Consider the following 19,126-nt stretch of genomic DNA (forward strand, 5'->3'; position numbering starts at 1 on the left):
ACACCCCCCAGGTTATGAAAACGCTGCTCAGGCTCGCGGAGAAGACGCCGCGCCGCCCGAATTCTTGGTCGCGCCGTGGGCCCGACGGGTGGGCTTCAGCAGTACATCCAGCTTCTTCGACAGGCGGCCCAGCTCGTGGGTGATCTGCTCCACCTGGGACTGGCTGGCGACGCCCACCGCCTCCACGACCCTCGCCTGCAGCCCGTCCAGCCGCTTGCGCAGCTCCACGCTGGCGGCGTCCACCTTCTTGCTCAGCTCCTGCACCCGGGGGTCCGTGCGCAGCTCACCGGCCTGCACCTTCACCCACAGGGCCTGGACCTCCTTCGCCGCTTCCTGGCTCCGGGTCTCCAGTACCTTGAAGGCCTTGTTGGCCTCCCCTTCCAGCCCCTCGAACCGCTTCTGGGCCTGGGAGAACTGCCCCTTGAGGAAGTTCTCCACGTTCTGCGTCACGGCCGTCACCTTCGCGTTCGTCGTCGTCGTCATGTCCTGCTCCCCCGCCCGGCTTCCCGGGCTCAGATAACGTGATGCGTCAACATAACGCACCGCGACATGCTGTCAAGACAACAGGCGACGAACTGTGCAAAACAAGAAAGCCGCCGCCCCGGCATGACCCAGGACGGCGGCTGACTCGAGGAGCGTCAGGGACGCTCCTCAGGAAGCACTAGGCGACGTCGGTGGACCGGGTGTCCGGCCGCGACGGCGGAGGGGCCAGCGGGCTGTCGCCGTGGGTGGCGGCCAGGGCGGCCTCCATCTCGTTGACTTCGTCCGTGGGGCTCTCCACCTCGATGTCGAGGTGCTTGTAGTTCGGCAGGCCCGTGCCGGCGGGGATGAGCCGGCCCATGATGACGTTCTCCTTGAGGCCGCGCAGGTAGTCCACCTTGCCGTTGATGGCGGCCTCGGTGAGCACCTTGGTGGTCTCCTGGAACGACGCCGAGGAGATGAACGACTCGGTGGAGAGCGAGGCCTTGGTGATGCCGAGCAGCAGCGGCTCACCCACGGCCGGGCGCTTGCCCTCGGCCATGACCTTCTCGTTCTCCTCCTCGAACACCCACTTCTCGACCTGCTCGTCGACCAGGAAGTTGGTGTCGCCCACGTCGGTGACGCGCACCCGGCGCAGCATCTGCCGGACGATCGTCTCGATGTGCTTGTCGTTGATCTTCACGCCCTGCAGTCGGTAGACCTCCTGCACTTCGTCCACCAGGTAGCGCGCGAGTTCCTTCTCGCCCAGCACCTTGAGGATGTCGTGCGGGTTGGCCGCGCCGTCCATCATCGCCTCGCCGGCCTTCACGCGGTCGCCGGAGTGGACGTTGATGCTCTTGCCCTTGGAGATCAGGTACTCCTTGGCCAGGTCCGCGCGCTGCTCGCCGCTCACCTCGGGGGTGATGATGAGCTTGCGCTTGCCCTTGGTGTCCTTGCCGAAGGACACCACGCCGTCGATCTCCGCGATCGCCGCCGCGTCCTTGGGCTTGCGCGCCTCGAAGAGCTCGGCCACGCGGGGCAGACCGCCCGTGATGTCCTTGGTCTTCGTCGTCTCGCGCGGCACCTTGGCGATGACCTCGCCCGCGGAGATCTCATCCGTGTCGTTCACGGTGATGATCGCGCCCTGGGGCAGGAAGTAGCTCGCCTGGTTGCGGGAGGACGGCAGGTCCTTCACGTTGCCCTGCGCGTCGCGGATGGTGACGCGCGGACGCGCCTCCGGGTCCTTGGACTCGATGACCGTCTTGCGAGACAGACCGGTCACTTCGTCCAGCGTCTCGGACATCGTCACGCCTTCGATGATGTCCTCGTAGCGCACGACACCGCCCACTTCCGTGAGCAGGGGAATCGCGAACGGGTCCCACTCGGCCAGGAGCACGCCCGGCTCCAGCTTCTGGTGTTCCTTCACCAGGATGCGGGCGCCGTAGATGATCTGGTAGCGCTCGCGCTCGCGGCCCGACTCGTCGACGACGACGAGTTCGCCGTTGCGGTTCATGGCCACCAGCGTGCCGTCCGCCTTCTGCACCGTGTTCAGGCCCGCGAACTTCACGGAGCCCGCGTAGCGGTTCTCCAGGCTGGACTGCTCCGCGCGCCGCGTCGCCGCACCACCGATGTGGAAGGTGCGCATCGTGAGCTGGGTACCCGGCTCGCCGATGGACTGCGCCGCGATGACGCCCACGGCCTCGCCGACGGACACCTTGCGGCCACGCGCCAGGTCACGGCCGTAGCACTCCACGCAGATGCCGCGCTTGGCCTGGCAGGTGAGCACCGAGCGGATCTTCACCCGGTCCAGGCCGCTGTTCTCGATGCGGCGGACGCGCTCCTCGTCGATCTCCTCGTTGGCGCGCACCAGCACCTCGCCCGTCACGGGGTCGAGGATGTCGTCCAGGGCCACGCGGCCCAGGATGCGCTCACCCAGCGGCTCGATGATCTCGCCGCCCTCGACCAGCGCGCCGATGAACAGACCGTCCATGGTGCCGCAGTCGTACTCGTTGATGATGGCGTCCTGCGCCACGTCGACGAGACGGCGGGTGAGGTAACCGGAGTTGGCCGTCTTGAGCGCCGTGTCCGCCAGACCCTTGCGGGCGCCGTGCGTGGAGATGAAGTACTGGAGCACGGAGAGGCCTTCACGGAAGTTGGCCGTGATGGGCGTCTCGATGATTTCGCCGGAGGGCTTGGCCATCAGGCCGCGCATACCGGCCAGCTGACGGATCTGCTGGGCGCTGCCGCGCGCGCCCGAGTCGGCCATGATGTAGATGGGGTTGAACGACGGCTGCTTGCGCGAGATGCGCTTGCCGTCCACGTCCCCGGTGGCCTCGTCGGTGGAGATCTGCTGCATCATCTCCTGGGCGACCTTCTCGGTGATCTCCGCCCAGATATCGATGACCTTGTTGTAGCGCTCACCGTCGGTGATGAGGCCCTCGAGGTACTGGTTCTCGATCTCCGCCACTTCCTTGCGCGCGTAGTCCAGGAACTCCTGCTTCTTCGCAGGGATGATCATGTCCTTGAGCGCGATGGAGATGCCGGCGCGGGTCGCGTGGAAGTAGCCCAGGCTGCGGATGCGGTCGGCCAGCAGCACCGTCTCCTTCTCGCCCGTGAGGCGGTAGCAGAGGTCGATGAGGTTACCGAGCGACTTCTTGTCGAGCACCTTGTTGATGGCGTCGAAGCCCACGCGGCGCGGAACCACTTCCCACAGCAGCACGCGGCCGACCGTGGTCTCCTTGCGCTTGGCGTCGATGCGGCACACCACCTTGGCCTGCAGGTGCACCTCGCCGTGGTCGTACGCGGCGCGCACCTCCTCCGGCGACGCGAACACGCGGCCTTCGCCGTTGGCGAACTCGCGGGCGCGGGTCATGTAGTAGATGCCAAGCACCATGTCCTGCGTCGGGACGATGATGGGCTTGCCGTTCGCGGGGCTGAGGATGTTGTTCGTCGACATCATCAGGACGCGCGCTTCCATCTGCGCTTCGATGGAGAGCGGCACGTGCACGGCCATCTGGTCGCCGTCGAAGTCGGCGTTGAACGCGGCGCAGACCAGCGGGTGCAGCTGGATGGCCTTGCCCTCGATGAGGACGGGCTCGAAGGCCTGCATGCCCAGGCGGTGCAGCGTGGGGGCGCGGTTGAGGAGCACCGGGTGCTCGCGGATCACGTCCTCGAGGATGTCCCAGACCTCCGGACGCTCCTTCTCCACCATCTTCTTCGCCGACTTGATGGTGGTGACGTAGCCCTTCTCTTCGAGCTTGTTGTAGATGAACGGCTTGAAGAGCTCGAGCGCCATGATCTTCGGCAGGCCGCACTGGTGCAGGCGCAGCTCGGGACCCACGACGATGACGGAGCGGCCCGAGTAGTCCACGCGCTTGCCGAGCAGGTTCTGACGGAACCTGCCCTGCTTGCCCTTGAGCATGTCGGACAGCGACTTCAGCGGCCGCTTGTTCGGGCCGGTGATGGTCTTGCCGCGGCGGCCGTTGTCGAACAGCGCGTCCACGGCCTCCTGGAGCATCCGCTTCTCGTTGCGGATGATGATGTCCGGCGCGTTGAGTTCCTGGAGCCGCTTGAGGCGGTTGTTCCGGTTGATGACGCGGCGGTACAGGTCGTTCAGGTCGGAGGTCGCGAAGCGGCCACCGTCCAGGGGAACCAGGGGACGCAGGTCGGGCGGGATGACGGGGATGACGTCCAGCATCATCCACTCGGGCTTGTTGCCGGAGACGCGGAACGCCTCGGCCACCTTCAGGCGCTTGGCGTACTTCTTCCGCTTCGCCTCGCTGGTGGTCTCGCGCATGTCCTTGCGCAGTTCCTCGGACAGCTTCTCCACGTCCAGGGACTTGAGCATCTCACGGACGGCCTCGCCGCCCATGCCCGCGGTGAACGAGTCCTCGCCGTGCTCCTGGAAGAGCCGGTGCATCTTCTCCTCGGAGACGAGCTCGCCACGCTGCAGCGGCGTCGCCTTCGGGTCGATGACCATGTAGCTCTCGCAGTACAGCACCTTCTCCATCTCCTTGAGGGTGATGTCGAGCAGGTTGCCGATGCGGCTGGGCAGCGACTTGAGGAACCAGATGTGGGCCACGGGCGTGGCGAGCGTGATGTGTCCCAGGCGCTCACGGCGCACCTTGGACTGGATGACCTCCACGCCGCACTTCTCACACACGACGCCGCGGTGCTTCATGCGCTTGTACTTGCCGCAGTTGCACTCGTAGTCCTTCACCGGCCCGAAGATGCGCGCGCAGAACAGGCCGTCCCGCTCCGGCTTGAACGTGCGGTAGTTGATGGTCTCCGGCTTCTTCACCTCGCCGTGCGACCACTGCCGAATCTTGTCGGGCGACGCCAGCGCGATGCGGATGGCGTTGAACGACAGCGGGTCCTTCGGCTTCTCGAAGAAGTTGAAAATGTCCTTCACGTTGCCTCCGAAAACTTATGAGCGCTCAAGGCGCCAAACGTTTCGGGCCCCCGCCCTGCACCCGGTCGGCCGCTCCCTCCACGAGGAAGCGATACCGACCGGTCAGGCGGGCGCACCGGCTGCTAAAAAGGCCTAGGCTTCGGTCCCGGACTTCCGGTCCTCGCCGTCGCCACCACCCAGGAAGTCGCCGCCGAAGCTGCGCTGGCGCTCCGGGGGCGCGCTCTCCAGCAACTCCACGTCCAGGGCCAGCGACTGGAGCTCCTTGAGGAGCACGTTGAACGACTCGGGCAGGCCGCTCTCCAGGACGTTGTCGCCCTTGACGATCGCCTCGTACATGCGCGTGCGGCCCACCACGTCGTCCGACTTGACGGTGAGGAACTCCTGCAGCGTGTACGCCGCGCCGTAGGCCTCCATCGCCCAGACTTCCATCTCTCCCAGACGCTGACCGCCGAACTGGGCCTTGCCGCCCAGGGGCTGCTGCGTGACGAGCGAGTAGGGCCCGATGGAACGGGCGTGGATCTTCTCGTCCACCAGGTGGTGCAGCTTGAGCATGTACATCACGCCCACGGTGACGTTCTGGTCGAACGGCTCACCCGTGCGGCCGTCGAAGAGCACCATCTGGCCCGAGCGGGGCAGACGGCCCTCGTCGAAGAGGGCGTGCAGCTCCGTCTCGCGGGCACCGTCGAACACCGGCGTCGCCACATGGATGCCCTTCTTCAGGCGGCGGCAGAGATCCTGGACCTCCTGGTCGGACAGGCCGTCCACGAAGTCGCCGAAGGCCTTGTCGTCGTACACGGTCTTCAGCTGCTTCTTGAGCTGCTCACCGCTGAAGTTCTCGTCGAGGTAGCGCTGCAGCTGCTCGCCGACGCCCTTCGCGGCCCAGCCCAGGTGGACCTCGAGGATCTGCCCGATGTTCATGCGGCTGGGGACGCCGAGCGGGTTGAGGACGATGTCCACCGGACGCCCGTCCTCCAGGTACGGCATGTCCTCCTCGGGGAGGACGCGGGACACGACGCCCTTGTTGCCGTGGCGACCGGCCATCTTGTCGCCCACCGCCAGCTTGCGCTTGATGGCGACGTACACCTTCACCATCTTGATGACGCCCGGAGGAAGCTCGTCGCCCTTCTTGATGCGGGCGATCTTCTCGCCGAAGGCCAGCTTCACGGCCTCCTTCGTGTCTTCCAGGCTGCGCAGGATGTCGCGCAGGCGCGCGTCCAGCGGCTCACCGACGGAGATCTCGCCCCAGTACTTGTAGGGCACCGTGGTCAGCAGCTCGTCGTTGAGGATGTCCCCCTTCTTCAGGAGGATCTTCCCCTTGTCGTCCACGAGCTTGCCCTGGACCTCCTTGCCGCGAACCAGGCCGCGGAGGCGGCTGTAGGCAGAGTCCTGGAGGACCTTGATCTCGTCGTTCTGGTCCTTGAGGAGCTTCGCCTCCTCCATGGACTCGATCTGCTTGGCGCGCTCGTCCTTCTCCACGCCCTTGCGGCTGAACACCTTGGCGTTGATGACGGTGCCCACGACGCCCGGGGGCACGCGCAGGGAGCTGTCGCGCACGTCGCCGGCCTTCTCACCGAAGATGGCGCGCAGCAGCTTCTCTTCGGGGGAGAGCTGGGTCTCGCCCTTCGGAGTGATCTTGCCCACCAGCACGTCGCCGGGCTTCACCTCCGCACCGATGCGGATGATGCCGCTCTCGTCCAGGTCCTTGAGGGCTTCCTCACCCACGTTCGGGATGTCGCGGGTGATCTCCTCCTTGCCCAGCTTGGTGTCACGCGCGATGCACTCGAACTCCTCGATGTGGATGGACGTGAAGACGTCCTCCTTGAGGATGCGCTCGCTCAGCAGGATGGAGTCTTCGAAGTTGTAGCCCTGCCACGGCATGAACGCGACGACGATGTTCTGCCCCAGCGCCAGCTCACCGGTCTCGGTGGCCGGTCCGTCCGCGATCACGTCGCCCTTCTTCACCCGGTCACCCTTGCGGATGATGGGCTTCTGGTTGAGGCACGTGTTCTGGTTGGAGCGCTGGTACTTGAGCAGGTTGTAGATGTCCACCTCGCTGGACACGTCGCTCAGGGCCGCGTTGGAGTCCGCCTTGACCACGATGCGGCTGGCGTCCACCGACTCCACGATGCCGTCGCGGCGCGCCACGCAGGTGACGCCCGAGTCGCGGGCCACGATGGCCTCGATGCCCGTGCCCACGAGCGGCGCCGCCGTGCGCAGCAGCGGCACGGCCTGGCGCTGCATGTTGGAGCCCATGAGCGCGCGGTTCGCGTCGTCGTTCTCCAGGAACGGGATGAGGGAGGCGGCCACCGACACCAGCTGGTTCGGGGACACGTCCATCAGGTCCACGTCCTCGGCCTTGACCTGGACGAACTCGCCGCTGCGGCGGCTCTGCACCAGCGCGTTGACGAACTTGCCCTTCTTGTCCGTCTCCGCGTTCGCCTGGGCGATGGTGTGCTTCTCCTCCTCGAGCGCCGAGTAGAAGGCCACGTCCGCCGTCACGCTGCCCGCGTCCACCTTGCGGTACGGCGTCTCCACGAAGCCGAACTCGTTGACGCGCGCATAGGTCGACAGCGACGCGATGAGGCCGATGTTCGGGCCTTCCGGCGTCTCGATGGGGCAGATGCGGCCGTAGTGCGTCGGGTGCACGTCGCGCACTTCGAAGCCCGCGCGCTCACGCGTCAGACCGCCAGGCCCGAGCGCGGACAGACGGCGCTTGTGCGTGACTTCCGAGAGCGGGTTCGTCTGGTCCATGAACTGCGACAGCTGGCTGGAGCCGAAGAACTCCTTGATGACCGCCGTCACGGGCTTGGCGTTGATGAGATCGTGCGGCATGAGCGTCTCGATCTCCTGGAGGCTCATGCGCTCCTTGATCGCCCGCTCCATGCGAACCAGACCGATGCGGTACTGGTTCTCCAGCAGCTCACCCACCGCGCGCACGCGCCGGTTGCCCAGGTGGTCGATGTCGTCGATCGTCCCCTTGCCGTTCTTGAGGTCGATCAGGTAGCGGATGACCTCCAGGATGTCGCGCTTGGTGAGGATCTGGCCGTCCAGGGGCTCCTCGAGGCTGAACTTGAAGTTCAGCTTGAGGCGGCCGACCTTGGACAGGTCGTAGCGCTCCGGGTTGAAGAACAGGTTGCTGAACAGGTTCGTCGCCGTCTCCGGCGTCGGGGGATCACCCGGGCGCAGGCGCCGGTAGATCTCCATGATGGCCTGCTCGGGCGACTCGATCTTGTCCAGCATCAACGTCTCACGCAGGTACGGCCCCACGTTGAGGTTGTCGATGAAGAGGACCTTGAACTCCTTGATGTCGCGCTTGAGGAGCTCGTCCACCTTCTCCTGCGAGACCTCCTCGTTGCACTCGAGGATGACCTCACCGGTGTTCTCGTCCACGACGTCGTAGGCGGACACCTTCGTGAAGAGCTCGTCCGCGTCGATGGGCAGCTTCGTCATCTTCGCCGCTTCGAGCTTCTTGATGGCGGCGCGCGTGAACTTGCGGTTCTTCTTGACGATCAGGTCACCGGACTTGGTCTTGATGTCGCGCGTGGCGCGCTGACCCGGCAGCAGCTCCAGCTCGACGCTCTTCTCGAAGTCGGCGGCGCTCTGCAAATAGATTGTCTCGGTGGCGTAGTAGTAGTTGAGGATCTCCTCGGTGGAGCCCTTGAAGTCGAGCGGGTTCTTCTTCGCCGTGTCACCGACGGCGCCCAGGGCGCGGATGAGCACGGTGGCCGGCAGCTTGCGGCGCCGGTCGATGCGCACGTACAGCAGGTCCTTGTGGTCGAACTCGAAGTCGATCCACGAGCCGCGGTACGGGATGATGCGGGCGTTGTAGAGCAGCTTGCCCGACGAGTGGCTCTTGCCCTTGTCGTGGTCGAAGAACGCACCGGGGCTGCGGTGCAACTGGCTCACGACGACGCGCTCGGTGCCGTTGATGATGAACGTACCGTTCTGGGTCATCAGCGGGATTTCGCCGAAATAGACTTCCTGCTCCTTCACATCGCGGATCGACTGGGCGCCGGTCTCCTCGTCCTTGTCCCAAACGACCAGGCGCACGACGACCTTGATGGGCGCCGAGTAGGTCATTCCACGCTGGTGGCACTCATCGACGTCGTACTTCGGCTTTTCCAGGTGATAGCTGACAAACTCCAGCGAGGAGGTCTCGTTGAAGTCCCGGATCGGGAAGACGGACTTGAAGACACCCTGAAGGCCAAGGTCCTCGCGCTTCTCCGGGGCAATGTCGGCCTGGAGGAACTTTTCGTAGGACTGCTTCTGGATGTTGATGAGATTGGGAATGTCGATGATCTTCGCGATTTTGGCGAAGGTCTTCCGCACGCGGAAATTGTTCTGGATCTGCGTCGGCATTCGGTCTCCGGAGACGGCTGCTCGGGCGGGGCAAACTTCAGTAACGCGCGGCGGCGCCGGGAAATTTGGCAAATGTCAAATGGGCAAAGCCGGCGCCCCAGCAAAGGGGACGCCGGCCTGCTCATCCGGTCAGGAGGCTGCCCGGGATTTCCCGGAAGAACAGGACAGCCCCTGTCAGAACTACTTCACTTCGACGGTGGCGCCAGCCGCGGTGAGCTGGTCCTTGATCTTCTTGGCGTCGTCCTTGTTGACGCCTTCCTTGACCGTCTTGGGCGCGCCCTCGACCAGGTCCTTGGCCTCCTTCAGGCCCAGGCCGGTGATGGCGCGGATCTCCTTGATGACGTTGATCTTGTTCGCGCCCGCGTTCGCGAGAACGACGTTGAACTCCGTCTTCTCCTCGACAGGAGCGGCGGCGACGGCGGGACCCGCGGCAACGGCAACGGCCGCGGCGGAAACGCCCCACTTGGTCTCGAGGGCCTTCACGAGCTCAGCGGCCTCCAGGATGGTCAGGGAGGAGAGGTCTTCGGCAATCTTGTTCAGGTCAGCCATGGAACTGTGTCCTTCTGGTGTTGACTAACGGCCGGCGACCCAGTGGGTCAGCCCAGCCGTGGGGGTGTCGGTAGAAAAACTTCTCGGGACGATTACTCGGGCTTCGACTTGTCCGCGTTGGCCTGGATGACCCGCGCGAGCTGCGACCCGGGGGCCGCGATGGTCCGAACCAGCTTGCCAGCAGGCTGGTTGAGCATTCCGAGCAGCTGCCCTCGGAGCTCGTTGAGGCCCGGCAGCTTCGCCAGCGCCTTCACGCCGTTGACGTCGACCTTGCGGCCGTCCACCACGGCGCTGCGGACCTTGATGGTCTCCATGTCCTTGATGAAATCCATCAGGATCTTGGCAGGAGCCACCACGTCGTCGTAGCTGATGCACAGGGCCACCGGCCCCGTGAAGTCATCCGAAATCACGGACAACGGCGTGCCTTCAGCAGCACGGCGCGCCAGCGTGTTCTTGATGACCTTGTATTCGACCTTGCCCTCGCGGAACTTGCGACGAAGCTTGGTCACCGTCTCCACATCCACCTTGGAGAACTCGGCGACCACCGCGGACTTGGTCCGGGCGAACTTCTCGTTGAGTTCCTTGATCATCACTTCCTTCTCGCTCTTCAGCACCTTGACTCACCTCCTTTATGGCCCGGCCTGACGGTCGGGCGTGATGCCTGGGCCAAAGTGGCAGAGCGAGGGAGGAGCCTCCGAGAGGCACCACACCGCACCTCCAGTCTCGGCAGGGCTGACCTTGCGGCCGTTTGAACCAGGAGTGGAATCAACGGCCCGACCGGTTGCCCGGTTCCCAACGGACGCGTCTTCTTCCCTTCCAGGTCCCTGCTGTCATGAACCAGGTCGGAACACCGTGTCTCTCGACATGGCGCTCCAATTGCAAAAGCCGGGGGCCTATACCCCCGGCTTTCGCAAAGATCCAGCACTTTCTATGCGACCAGCGTCCAGCAGGCGACAGGACGGGCGCTCCCCGTCAGGGAGTGCACCTTTTCCGGCCCGCTTCGCCCCGCGAATTAACGGTGACGCGCCAGGATTTCGGTGGTGTCGAGCTTGATGCCCGGCCCCATCGTCGTCGAGATGGCGATGCCCTGCAGGTAGACGCCCTTCGCGGTGGCCGGCTTGAGCTTCATCACCAGGTCCACCAGCGCGTTGAAGTTCGCCTCCAGCTTGGCCGTTTCGAAGGAGGCCTTGCCCATCTTCGCGTGGACGATGCCCGCCTTCTCCGCGCGGAAGTCGACCTTACCGCCCTTGGAGTCACGGATGGCCTTGGCCACGTCCATCGTGACCGTGCCGACCTTCGGGTTGGGCATGAGGCCGCGGGGACCGAGCACCTTACCGAGGCGACCGACCACGCCCATCATGTCCGGCGTCGCGATGACGGTGTCGAAGTCGAGGAAGCCCTCCTCGATGCGCTTCTGGAGGTCCTCCGCGCCCACGATGTCGGCGCCGGCGTTGGCCGCCTCGGTGGCGCGCTCGCCCTTGGCGAACACGGCCACGCGCACGGTGGCGCCAGTGCCGTGCGGGAGCACCACGGCGCCACGGACCATCTGGTCCGCGTGCTTCGGGTCCACGCCCAGGTTGATGGCGACATCCACCGTCTGGTCGTACTTCGTCGCACGCGACTCGACCGTCTTCTTCAGCAGCGCGAAGCCCTCGGCGACGGGATAGCGCTTGTTGCGGTCCACCAGCTCGGAGGACGCGCGGAACTTCTTTCCATTGGTAGCCATGGCAGGAATCCTTGAAAGATGGGGGCGGGCTAGCCGACGACTTCAATGCCCATGGAGCGCGCGGTGCCAGCAATGGTGTTCATGCAGGCTTCGAGGGACGCGGCGGTGGTGTCCTGGATCTTCTTGTTGGCGATCTCCTCGAGCTGCTTCCGGGTGATCTGCCCCACCTTCTCCTTGCCCGGCTTCTTCGCGCCCGAACCCTTCTTCTTCTCCGTGTGGAGACCCGCGGCCTTCTTGATGAGGATGGCGGCGGGAGGCGTCTTCATGATGAAGGTGAAGGAGCGGTCCGCATACACGGTGATGATCACCGGGATGATGAGACCTTCCTTCGCCTCTGCCTGCGTCTTGGCGTTGAACTGCTTGCAGAACTCCATGATGTTCACGCCCTGCTGACCGAGGGCGGGACCAATCGGCGGGGCGGGGTTCGCCTTGCCGGCGGGGATCTGCAACTTGACCTGACCTGTGATCTTCTTCATCGGCGGACTGCTGCCTTTCGATGGGGTGGTTCCAGCGGGTCGCCAGACGGGACGACCCTCCCACCCGTTGATCCGCGCCCGTCATCCGGACGCGGAAGCCTGATTAGCCGGTGGTCTTCTCCACCTGCATGAAATCGAGTTCCACGGGGGTCGCGCGACCGAAGATGCTGACGAGCACGCGGACGCGGCCCTTCTCCGGGTTGACCTCTTCCACCGTGCCATTGAAGTTCGCGAACGGACCGTCGATGACGCGCACGGTGTCGCTCGTCTCGAACTGGACCTTGGGCTTGGTCTTGTGGGCGCCCTCGGTCACCTGAGCGGTGAGCCGGGCGACCTCCGCGTCCGACATGGGCCGGGGCTGCTCGTTCTGCCCCACGCCCGGGAAGCCGGTCACCTTGGAGGTGTTCTTCACCAGGTGCAGGGTGGTGTCGCTGAGTTCCATCTGGACGAAGATGTAGCCCGGGAAGAGCTTGCGGCGGGTGGTCTTCTTCTCGCCGTTCACCATCTCCACGACCTGCTCCATGGGGATGAGGATCTCACCGATCAAGTCCTGGTCCTGAAGGCCCTTGAGGCGCACCTGCTCCTCCAGGTTCTTCTTCGCCTGGTTCTCGTAGTTCGAGTAGGTCTGGACCGTGAACCATTTCTTCGCCATTACAGCTTCCCCCACAGGGCAGGCAGCCACTCCACCATCAAGTTGTAGGCGACGGTGTCGATGCAGAAGAGGAGCACCGCCGCCACGAGCGAAGCGACGACCACGGCCATGGTCGAAGCCCGGGTCTCCGACCAGGTGGGCCAGGTGACCTTCATCAGCTCGGACGCCACGTCGATGGACAGGGCGTGTGTGCGGGGGTGGAAGTAGGCTGCCAGCGCCAACCCGAGGGCCACGCCGTAGCCCACCAGGGTCGATACACGCCAGCCCAGGCCTTCGAAGAGTTCGACGTCGCTCCAACCGAACCGGCTCCAGAGCAACCCGAAGACATGCTCCAGGAAGAGGGCCAGGACGATGCCGGCGACGAGATAGAAGATGACCACGAGCCGCTTGGGGTCGATGCCCGAGCGGTTAGCCTGCTGGCTGGCCTCAGTTGCCGTCGCCATGGTGCCTCACGAGGGACTGCGGAAGCTGGACTGCGAAAAGACAGGGACCCCCGGCACCGCTCGGTACCGGGGGTCCCTGTACTGAAGCTGGCAGGCCAGGAGGGATTCGAACCCCCAACACGCGGATTTGGAGACCGCTGCTCTACCGTTGGAGCTACTGGCCTAAACCTTCATGGAACCCGCGACCTAGACCTTGCCTTCCTTGTGGTCCGTATGCTTGCGGCACCGAGGACAGAACTTGCTCAGTTCGAGCTTGTCCTGGCTCTTCCGCTTGTTCTTCGTGGTCGTGTAGTTCCGCTCTTTGCACGTGGTGCATTCGAGCGAGATGATGGAACGGTTACCCTTCGGCATGGCTCATTTCACCAGATGCGAGAGGGGAAGGCTACAAAAGCAGCCCTCCCCTCGGCAACTCAGTGCCCGTGGAAGCTGGTCGGCGTGAAGCCGATCAGGCGATGATCTCCGCAACGACGCCCGCGCCCACCGTACGGCCGCCCTCACGAACGGCGAACCGCAGCTCCTTCTCCATGGCCACCGGGGTGATGAGTTCCACCTCGATCGCGATGTTGTCGCCCGGCATCACCATCTCGACGTTGTCCGGCAGCTTCACCGTCCCCGTCACGTCCGTCGTGCGGAAGTAGAACTGCGGGCGGTAGCCCTTGAAGAACGGGGTGTGGCGCCCACCCTCTTCCTTCGACAGCACGTAGATCTGCGCCTTGAACTTCGTGTGCGGCGTGATGGAGCCCGGCTTCGCCAGCACCTGGCCACGCTCCATGTCCTCGCGCTTGAGGCCGCGGACCAGCGCGCCGATGTTGTCGCCCGCGCGGCCCTCGTCCAGCAGCTTGCGGAACATCTCCACGCCCGTCACCACCGTCTTCTGCGTCGCGCGCAGGCCGACGACTTCGACTTCCTCGCCCACCTTGATGATGCCGCGCTCGACGCGGCCCGTCGCCACCGTGCCACGGCCGGCGATGGAGAAGACGTCTTCCACCGGCATCAGGAAGGGCTTGTCCGTCGCGCGCTGCGGCGTCGGGATGTAGCTGTCCACCGCCTCCATCAGCTTCAGGATGGCCGGCTCGCCGATGTCGCTGGTGTCACCCTCGAGCGCCTTGAGCGCCGAGCCGGGGATGATGGGGATGCTGTCGCCGGGGAACTCGTACTTCTTGAGCAGGTCCCGCACTTCCATCTCCACGAGCTCGCGCAGCTCGGGGTCGTCCAGCATGTCCACCTTGTTCAGGAAGACGACGATGTAGGGCACGCCGACCTGGCGCGCCAGCAGGATGTGCTCGCGCGTCTGCGGCATCGGGCCGTCCGCCGCGGAGACCACCAGGATGGCGCCGTCCATCTGCGCCGCTCCGGTAATCATGTTCTTCACGTAGTCCGCGTGCCCCGGACAGTCGACGTGCGCGTAGTGGCGGTTCTTCGTCTTGTACTCCACGTGCGCCGTGGAGATGGTGATGCCGCGCTCCCGCTCTTCCGGCGCCTTGTCAATCTGGTCGTACGCCATGAACGTGGCGCCGCCCGTCTTGGCGAGCACCTTCGTGATGGCGGCGGTCAGCGACGTCTTGCCGTGGTCCACGTGCCCAATCGTTCCGATGTTCACGTGGGGCAGGCTGCGATCGAACTTTTCCTTGGACATGACACTCCTCGAAAAATGGAGCCCTGAACCAGGATTGAACTGGTGACCTCGTCCTTACCAAGGACGCGCTCTGCCAACTGAGCTATCAGGGCTTGGCGATGCACTACAACGGTTGGAGCGGGAAATGGGATTCGAACCCACGACATTCAGCTTGGAAGGCTGACGCTCTACCAACTGAGCTATTCCCGCATTGCCGAGTGGAGGGAGATGGATTCGAACCATCGAAGGCGTAGAGCCGGCAGATTTACAGTCTGCTCCCTTTGGCCGCTTGGGTATCCCTCCAGATATTCGATTGTGGTGCTGCGGCCGCTTCCTACACACAAACTGCCAAACCGACTTCGTGTCCCGGGCCCTACTCCGCGGCCCGTCCTACCTGGCCGGCGGCGGGACTTGAACCCGCGACCTACTGATTACAAATCAGTTGCTCTACCGACTGAGCTACACCGGCATCACTCCAGCAACTGCCCCGCCCTACCTCATCCCTGGCGGACCGTCAACCACCCGGCAGCGACTTGAGAGGCGCGACCTTTTAGAAGTCCCCACTCTCCAAGTCAAGGAGATTGATCCGGGGTCGTCAGCGGGCCGGACGGCCCCGTTGACGGGCGACCTCGTATAGCAGAATCGCGGCGGAAACAGACGCATTCAATGAACCGACCTGACCGCCCATCGGAATCCGGAGGCGGAAGTCGCAGTGCTTGAGGACGCCTTCCCTCACGCCCGCCCCCTCGGCGCCCACGACGAGTGCCAGGGGACCGTCCAGCCGGGCGCTCCACAGGGGCTCGGAACCTTCGATGTCCGCGGCCGCGATCCAGAGTCCCGCTTCCTTCAGCTGCTCGATGGCGCGGGAGATGTTGGTGACGCGGGCGATGGCGCAATACTCAACAGCTCCGGCGGAGGCCTTGGCCACCGTTCCCGTCACCTGGACCGCGCGGTCCTTGGCCAGGACGACTCCGTGGGCCCCGAGTGCGTGGGCCGAGCGGATGATGGCCCCCAGGTTGTGGGGATCCTGGATGCCGTCGAGCACGACGACCAGGGCCGGTTGGGACCGCGCCTTCGCCACGGCGAGCACGTCCTCCAGGTCGACGTACTGGAAGCCCCGGAGTTCGGCGACGACGCCCTGGTGCACGCCTCCCTCCGCCATGGCGGACAGCCGCTCCTTGCCGACCTTCTCCACGCGGACCCCGGCATCGCGCGCGCGGCTGAGCAGCTCGCCCGCGGCCTTGGCGCCCACCTGTCCGTCGACGATGAAGATGCGCTCCATGGCGTCGGGATGGGCGCGCAGGGCCTCCAGCACGGGATTGACGCCATAGACGTAGCGTGGCGCTTCGGTGCCACCGCGCTCGCGCTCGCTGCCTGCCTTGGGTGAACGCTCTCGCATGGGGACTACTGGACCTCGACGGGCAGCGAGAAGGTCTTCTTCTGACGGGCGCAGATCTTCTCCGTGCAGATGAAGAAGGTCAGCGTCGCATCCAGTGTTCCCTTGCCGGCGGTGGCCGCGGTGAACGGGACCTCGAAGCGCGGATCCACGTACGGCTGCCCCTGGGCCTTCTTCGCCACGGATTGTTCGAGGGTCAGCGTCTTCTGCGCGGGCGTCAGCTGGGTGCCCTTGAGCTCCAGCTTCAGGGGGGCCTCGTCGGAGACGTGCGCCCCGGCCTTCGACTTGATGGCCAGCACGAAGGTGCCCTGCCCTCCCGCCTTCACCTGCGTCGACGTGCCCTCGGTGGTCACTTCATAGAGGGTGGCGGGATCCACGTCCTGGGCCAGCACCGGGGCGCTGACGAGGGTCAGCAGCAGGGTGGCCAGGTGCGGGAATCGGCGGGGGCTCGGCATGGGTCGTCTCCTGGAAGGCGGCGCTCGTATATCGGGGCTTGGGACGCGCGGGGAGCCCTTTCTCTTCTAACTCCGGGGCACTCCCACCTTCACTTGGGACTTGCGCGGTGGCGGCGGTGGGAGCAGCGCCTGGGGTGTCTCCAGCGCGGCACTCCATACGGGAGTGGCTCCAGCGACCAGGGCCTCCGCGCGCAGGATGATGGGGGTGGCCAGGTCCATGCCCGTCGCGGCTTCCATCTCCAGCAACGCGGGAGAGCTGTTCACCTCGAAGACCTTGGGCTGCCCCTGGACATCCAGGATGTCCACCGCGGCCACCTCCAGGCCCACCAACCGGGCGACCTTCTCCGCCGTGGCACGGTGGCTGGGGGACAGCTCCAGGGCCTCCAGCCGGGCCCCGCGGTTCAGGGTGTGCGAGAGGCGGCCGGGGCGCGGCTTGCGCAGCACCGCCGCGACCGCCTCGCCTCCTACCACCAGCACCCGGACGTCCTGCCCGGTGCTTCGCACGTACTCCTGCATGACGATGTTGTGGCCCAGGCCCAGCACCGCTTCCAGCGCGGCCTCCAGCGATTGGAGGCTCTCGCACACCATCACGCCGTGCTTCTCCTGGCCCTGGAGGAGCTTGACCAGCACGGGCACCCCCCCCACGAGCCCGACCATCTCCTTGAGGTGGGCGGCGTCGCGGGCCATCACCGTGGCCGGGATGTCGATGCCGTGGGCGGACAGGAGTTGGAGCGCGCGCATCTTGTTGCGCGACTGCGCGATGGCCTGGGCATGGTTCACCAGGGGCACACGCGCCAGGCCGAACTGGTTCACCACCGCGAGCCCGTAGGTGCTGATGGACAGGGCGATGCGCGGGATGACGACGTCGGTGGGCGTCAGCTTCTTGCGGTCGTAGAAGAGAGTCGCCCGGCTGCCCCCGTCCAGATGCATCTGCACCCGGAGCGGGTTGAGCACGCGCACCCGGTGCCCCCTGGCGCGACCTGCGTCGACGATCCGCCGCGTGGACGAAATGGAGGCGGAGCGCGAGAGGACAGTGATTTTCATGGCGGAGGCGACCGGCCCGGCGAGGTCCTATAACCCCCGCCATGGCCCGGGTAAAGCCGCCTCCGCCCGCCGCGCTCTAGAGTTCGCGGATGGCGCGCACTTCGACGCTGATCGGGTCCTCGGGACGCGACGCTTCAAGGCGGGTGCAGGTGCTGCCCGTGAACCGCACGCCAGCCTCGCCCACCGCCCAGGTGTCCGGGCCCGCGAGCGTGCGCTCGCCGTTGATGTAGACGACGATGAGCGCAGGGTCGGACGGGAGCTGGCTGGGGTCGAGCGGGATGAAGCAGGGCTCGCCGGGCTGGAGCCGCTCGCTGATCGACTTCAGCGCGGCCGCCAGTTCCACCTGGTTTCCCGCCTGATAGAAGGCACGGCCGCAGAGCTGGGTGGTCACGTCGCAGGTATCACCCGCGCCGCAGTCGATGTCCGCCCGGCACGTGCGCGCGAAGCCGCCCGCGCCCGCCATCTCGTTGAGCACCTGGGGGCCGGCGCCCGCCGACGTCTCCGCGCCGAAGCCGATGACGATGGTGGAGATATTGCGCGCCTTCAGGGCCTCCACCTCCGCGACCGAGGCGTTCTTGTCGAGGCAGCCGCGCCTTTCGTACGGGCTGTCCTCCGCGGAGCAGAGGCTCGACGGGGTCACCGTGCAAGCGCACTCCTGGGGATTCTCACGACCGTTGTACCCGTTCAGGTCGTTGCAGTTCGGCAGACCGTCGGTCAGCAGGATGATGATCTGCGGGCGATCCGCGGAGTCCGACGTCAGCAGCGAGCCCGTGAACTTCAGGCTTCCGCTCGTGGGCGTACCACCGCGGGGGCGATTGGCGCCGCCGTTGGGGATGGCCTGGAGGACCGTGTTGAGGTTGGTCGCGTAGGCCTGCAGTTCCTCGTCCGAGTCCAGATTGGTCGGGATGGTGACGCGAACGCTCTCACCCGCGGCGGCCGGTGCGCAGAGTTGGGCCACGCTCGGAGAGGCGACCGTGATGGGGGCCGGATACGTCGTGAGGCCGAAGCGGACCAGCTTGCCGCTCTCCGCGAGGAACGGGCCCATGGCGGCCTGGAGCTCCGACCAGCGCGTGGGGCACACGGACGTGTCGCAGGGCAGGCTCTCGCCACAGACGTAGTCCCGGCCCTGGTCATCCTTGCCGTGACAGACCTTCACGCCATTCACGGTCTTCTCGGGCTCCACGGGCAGCGTCATGGAGCCAGAGGTGTCCACCAACAGCATGACGTCCGGCTTGCTTCCGCGCGCCGTGATCACCGTTTCCTTGGTCGTCTGGGCGATCGCGAGCGGATCCACCGGCTCGAAGTCATACGTTTGACAGCCAGCCATCATGGCACTGCCGATGATGCCGGCCAGTAGAGCGCTCAGGGGGGGCGACTTGGCGCGCATAGGCTTTGGGAATTTCCTTCCAGGGGGGAACAGCGGACCACGAATGGGCCCAGCGTAACGCGTCAGCGCCCAGCGAGGCTACAGCGACTCGCAGCAGGCAGGCCCCATTCAGGTGAAGCTGCGAAGTTGCAACAATGGGCGATCCCTCGGGGTC

At 65.5% G+C, this 19,126-nt stretch carries 15 protein-coding genes and 5 tRNA genes; all 20 read right to left on the minus strand.

The window, feature by feature from the left end; all coding sequences use genetic code 11:
* Window positions 1-27: 27 nt before the first annotated feature.
* Window positions 28-483 (minus strand): hypothetical protein, encoded by a 456-nt coding sequence (locus OV207_RS28620; RefSeq protein ID WP_193428534.1) that lies wholly within the window; start codon window positions 481-483, stop codon window positions 28-30.
* A gap of 178 nt (window positions 484-661) precedes the next feature.
* Window positions 662-4,870, minus strand: a complete 4,209-nt coding sequence (rpoC, locus tag OV207_RS28625) for a DNA-directed RNA polymerase subunit beta' (RefSeq protein WP_193428533.1) — start codon at window positions 4,868-4,870, stop codon at window positions 662-664.
* Window positions 4,871-5,002: 132 nt separating this feature from the next.
* Window positions 5,003-9,229 (minus strand): DNA-directed RNA polymerase subunit beta, encoded by a 4,227-nt coding sequence (gene rpoB / locus OV207_RS28630; protein WP_193428532.1) that lies wholly within the window; start codon window positions 9,227-9,229, stop codon window positions 5,003-5,005.
* A gap of 180 nt (window positions 9,230-9,409) precedes the next feature.
* On the minus strand, window positions 9,410-9,778 hold the full coding sequence (rplL, locus tag OV207_RS28635; RefSeq protein WP_193428531.1) for a 50S ribosomal protein L7/L12: 369 nt from the start codon (window positions 9,776-9,778) through the stop codon (window positions 9,410-9,412).
* A 92-nt stretch (window positions 9,779-9,870) separates the two neighbouring features.
* A complete protein-coding gene (gene rplJ, locus OV207_RS28640; RefSeq protein WP_193428530.1) occupies window positions 9,871-10,392 on the minus strand; it encodes a 50S ribosomal protein L10 in 522 nt (173 codons plus the stop codon).
* Window positions 10,393-10,790: 398 nt separating this feature from the next.
* The gene (rplA, locus tag OV207_RS28645) at window positions 10,791-11,504 is read right to left on the minus strand and encodes a 50S ribosomal protein L1 (RefSeq protein WP_120533437.1); all 714 of its coding nucleotides are present in this window, start codon (window positions 11,502-11,504) and stop codon (window positions 10,791-10,793) included.
* Between the two features lie 29 nt (window positions 11,505-11,533).
* Window positions 11,534-11,980: a 50S ribosomal protein L11 gene (gene rplK, locus OV207_RS28650; protein ID WP_120533438.1), complete on the minus strand. Its 447-nt coding sequence runs from the start codon at window positions 11,978-11,980 to the stop codon at window positions 11,534-11,536.
* Window positions 11,981-12,083: 103 nt separating this feature from the next.
* Window positions 12,084-12,632, minus strand: a complete 549-nt coding sequence (gene nusG / locus OV207_RS28655; RefSeq protein ID WP_120540998.1) for a transcription termination/antitermination protein NusG — start codon at window positions 12,630-12,632, stop codon at window positions 12,084-12,086.
* Window positions 12,632-13,075, minus strand: a complete 444-nt coding sequence (gene secE, locus OV207_RS28660) for a preprotein translocase subunit SecE (RefSeq protein WP_267558233.1) — start codon at window positions 13,073-13,075, stop codon at window positions 12,632-12,634. The genes nusG and secE overlap by 1 nt, the downstream gene beginning before the upstream one ends.
* An 88-nt stretch (window positions 13,076-13,163) precedes the next feature.
* Window positions 13,164-13,239: transfer RNA gene (locus tag OV207_RS28665), tRNA-Trp, on the minus strand.
* Window positions 13,240-13,261: 22 nt separating this feature from the next.
* Window positions 13,262-13,426 (minus strand): 50S ribosomal protein L33, encoded by a 165-nt coding sequence (rpmG, locus tag OV207_RS28670; RefSeq protein ID WP_002617522.1) that lies wholly within the window; start codon window positions 13,424-13,426, stop codon window positions 13,262-13,264.
* 94 nt (window positions 13,427-13,520) lie between these two features.
* Window positions 13,521-14,711: an elongation factor Tu gene (gene tuf / locus OV207_RS28675; RefSeq protein ID WP_267555691.1), complete on the minus strand. Its 1,191-nt coding sequence runs from the start codon at window positions 14,709-14,711 to the stop codon at window positions 13,521-13,523.
* Between the two features lie 16 nt (window positions 14,712-14,727).
* Window positions 14,728-14,803, minus strand: a tRNA-Thr gene (locus tag OV207_RS28680).
* Between the two features lie 21 nt (window positions 14,804-14,824).
* A tRNA-Gly gene (locus OV207_RS28685) sits at window positions 14,825-14,900 on the minus strand.
* A 9-nt stretch (window positions 14,901-14,909) separates the two neighbouring features.
* Window positions 14,910-14,993: transfer RNA gene (locus OV207_RS28690), tRNA-Tyr, on the minus strand.
* Between the two features lie 93 nt (window positions 14,994-15,086).
* Window positions 15,087-15,159: transfer RNA gene (locus OV207_RS28695), tRNA-Thr, on the minus strand.
* A gap of 126 nt (window positions 15,160-15,285) precedes the next feature.
* The gene (rlmB, locus tag OV207_RS28700; RefSeq protein WP_193429265.1) at window positions 15,286-16,089 is read right to left on the minus strand and encodes a 23S rRNA (guanosine(2251)-2'-O)-methyltransferase RlmB; all 804 of its coding nucleotides are present in this window, start codon (window positions 16,087-16,089) and stop codon (window positions 15,286-15,288) included.
* A gap of 5 nt (window positions 16,090-16,094) precedes the next feature.
* Entirely contained in the window at window positions 16,095-16,541 is a 447-nt protein-coding gene (locus OV207_RS28705) for a hypothetical protein (protein WP_267558236.1), read from the minus strand.
* Window positions 16,542-16,607: 66 nt separating this feature from the next.
* A complete protein-coding gene (locus tag OV207_RS28710; RefSeq protein WP_193429263.1) occupies window positions 16,608-17,585 on the minus strand; it encodes an ATP-grasp domain-containing protein in 978 nt (325 codons plus the stop codon).
* Window positions 17,586-17,661: 76 nt separating this feature from the next.
* Complete coding sequence (gene cglB / locus OV207_RS28715) at window positions 17,662-18,972, minus strand: adventurous gliding motility lipoprotein CglB (RefSeq protein ID WP_267558237.1); 1,311 nt, start codon at window positions 18,970-18,972, stop codon at window positions 17,662-17,664.
* Window positions 18,973-19,126 lie beyond the last annotated feature (154 nt).

Source organism: Corallococcus sp. BB11-1 (assembly GCF_026626625.1).
GTDB lineage: Bacteria > Myxococcota > Myxococcia > Myxococcales > Myxococcaceae > Corallococcus > Corallococcus soli.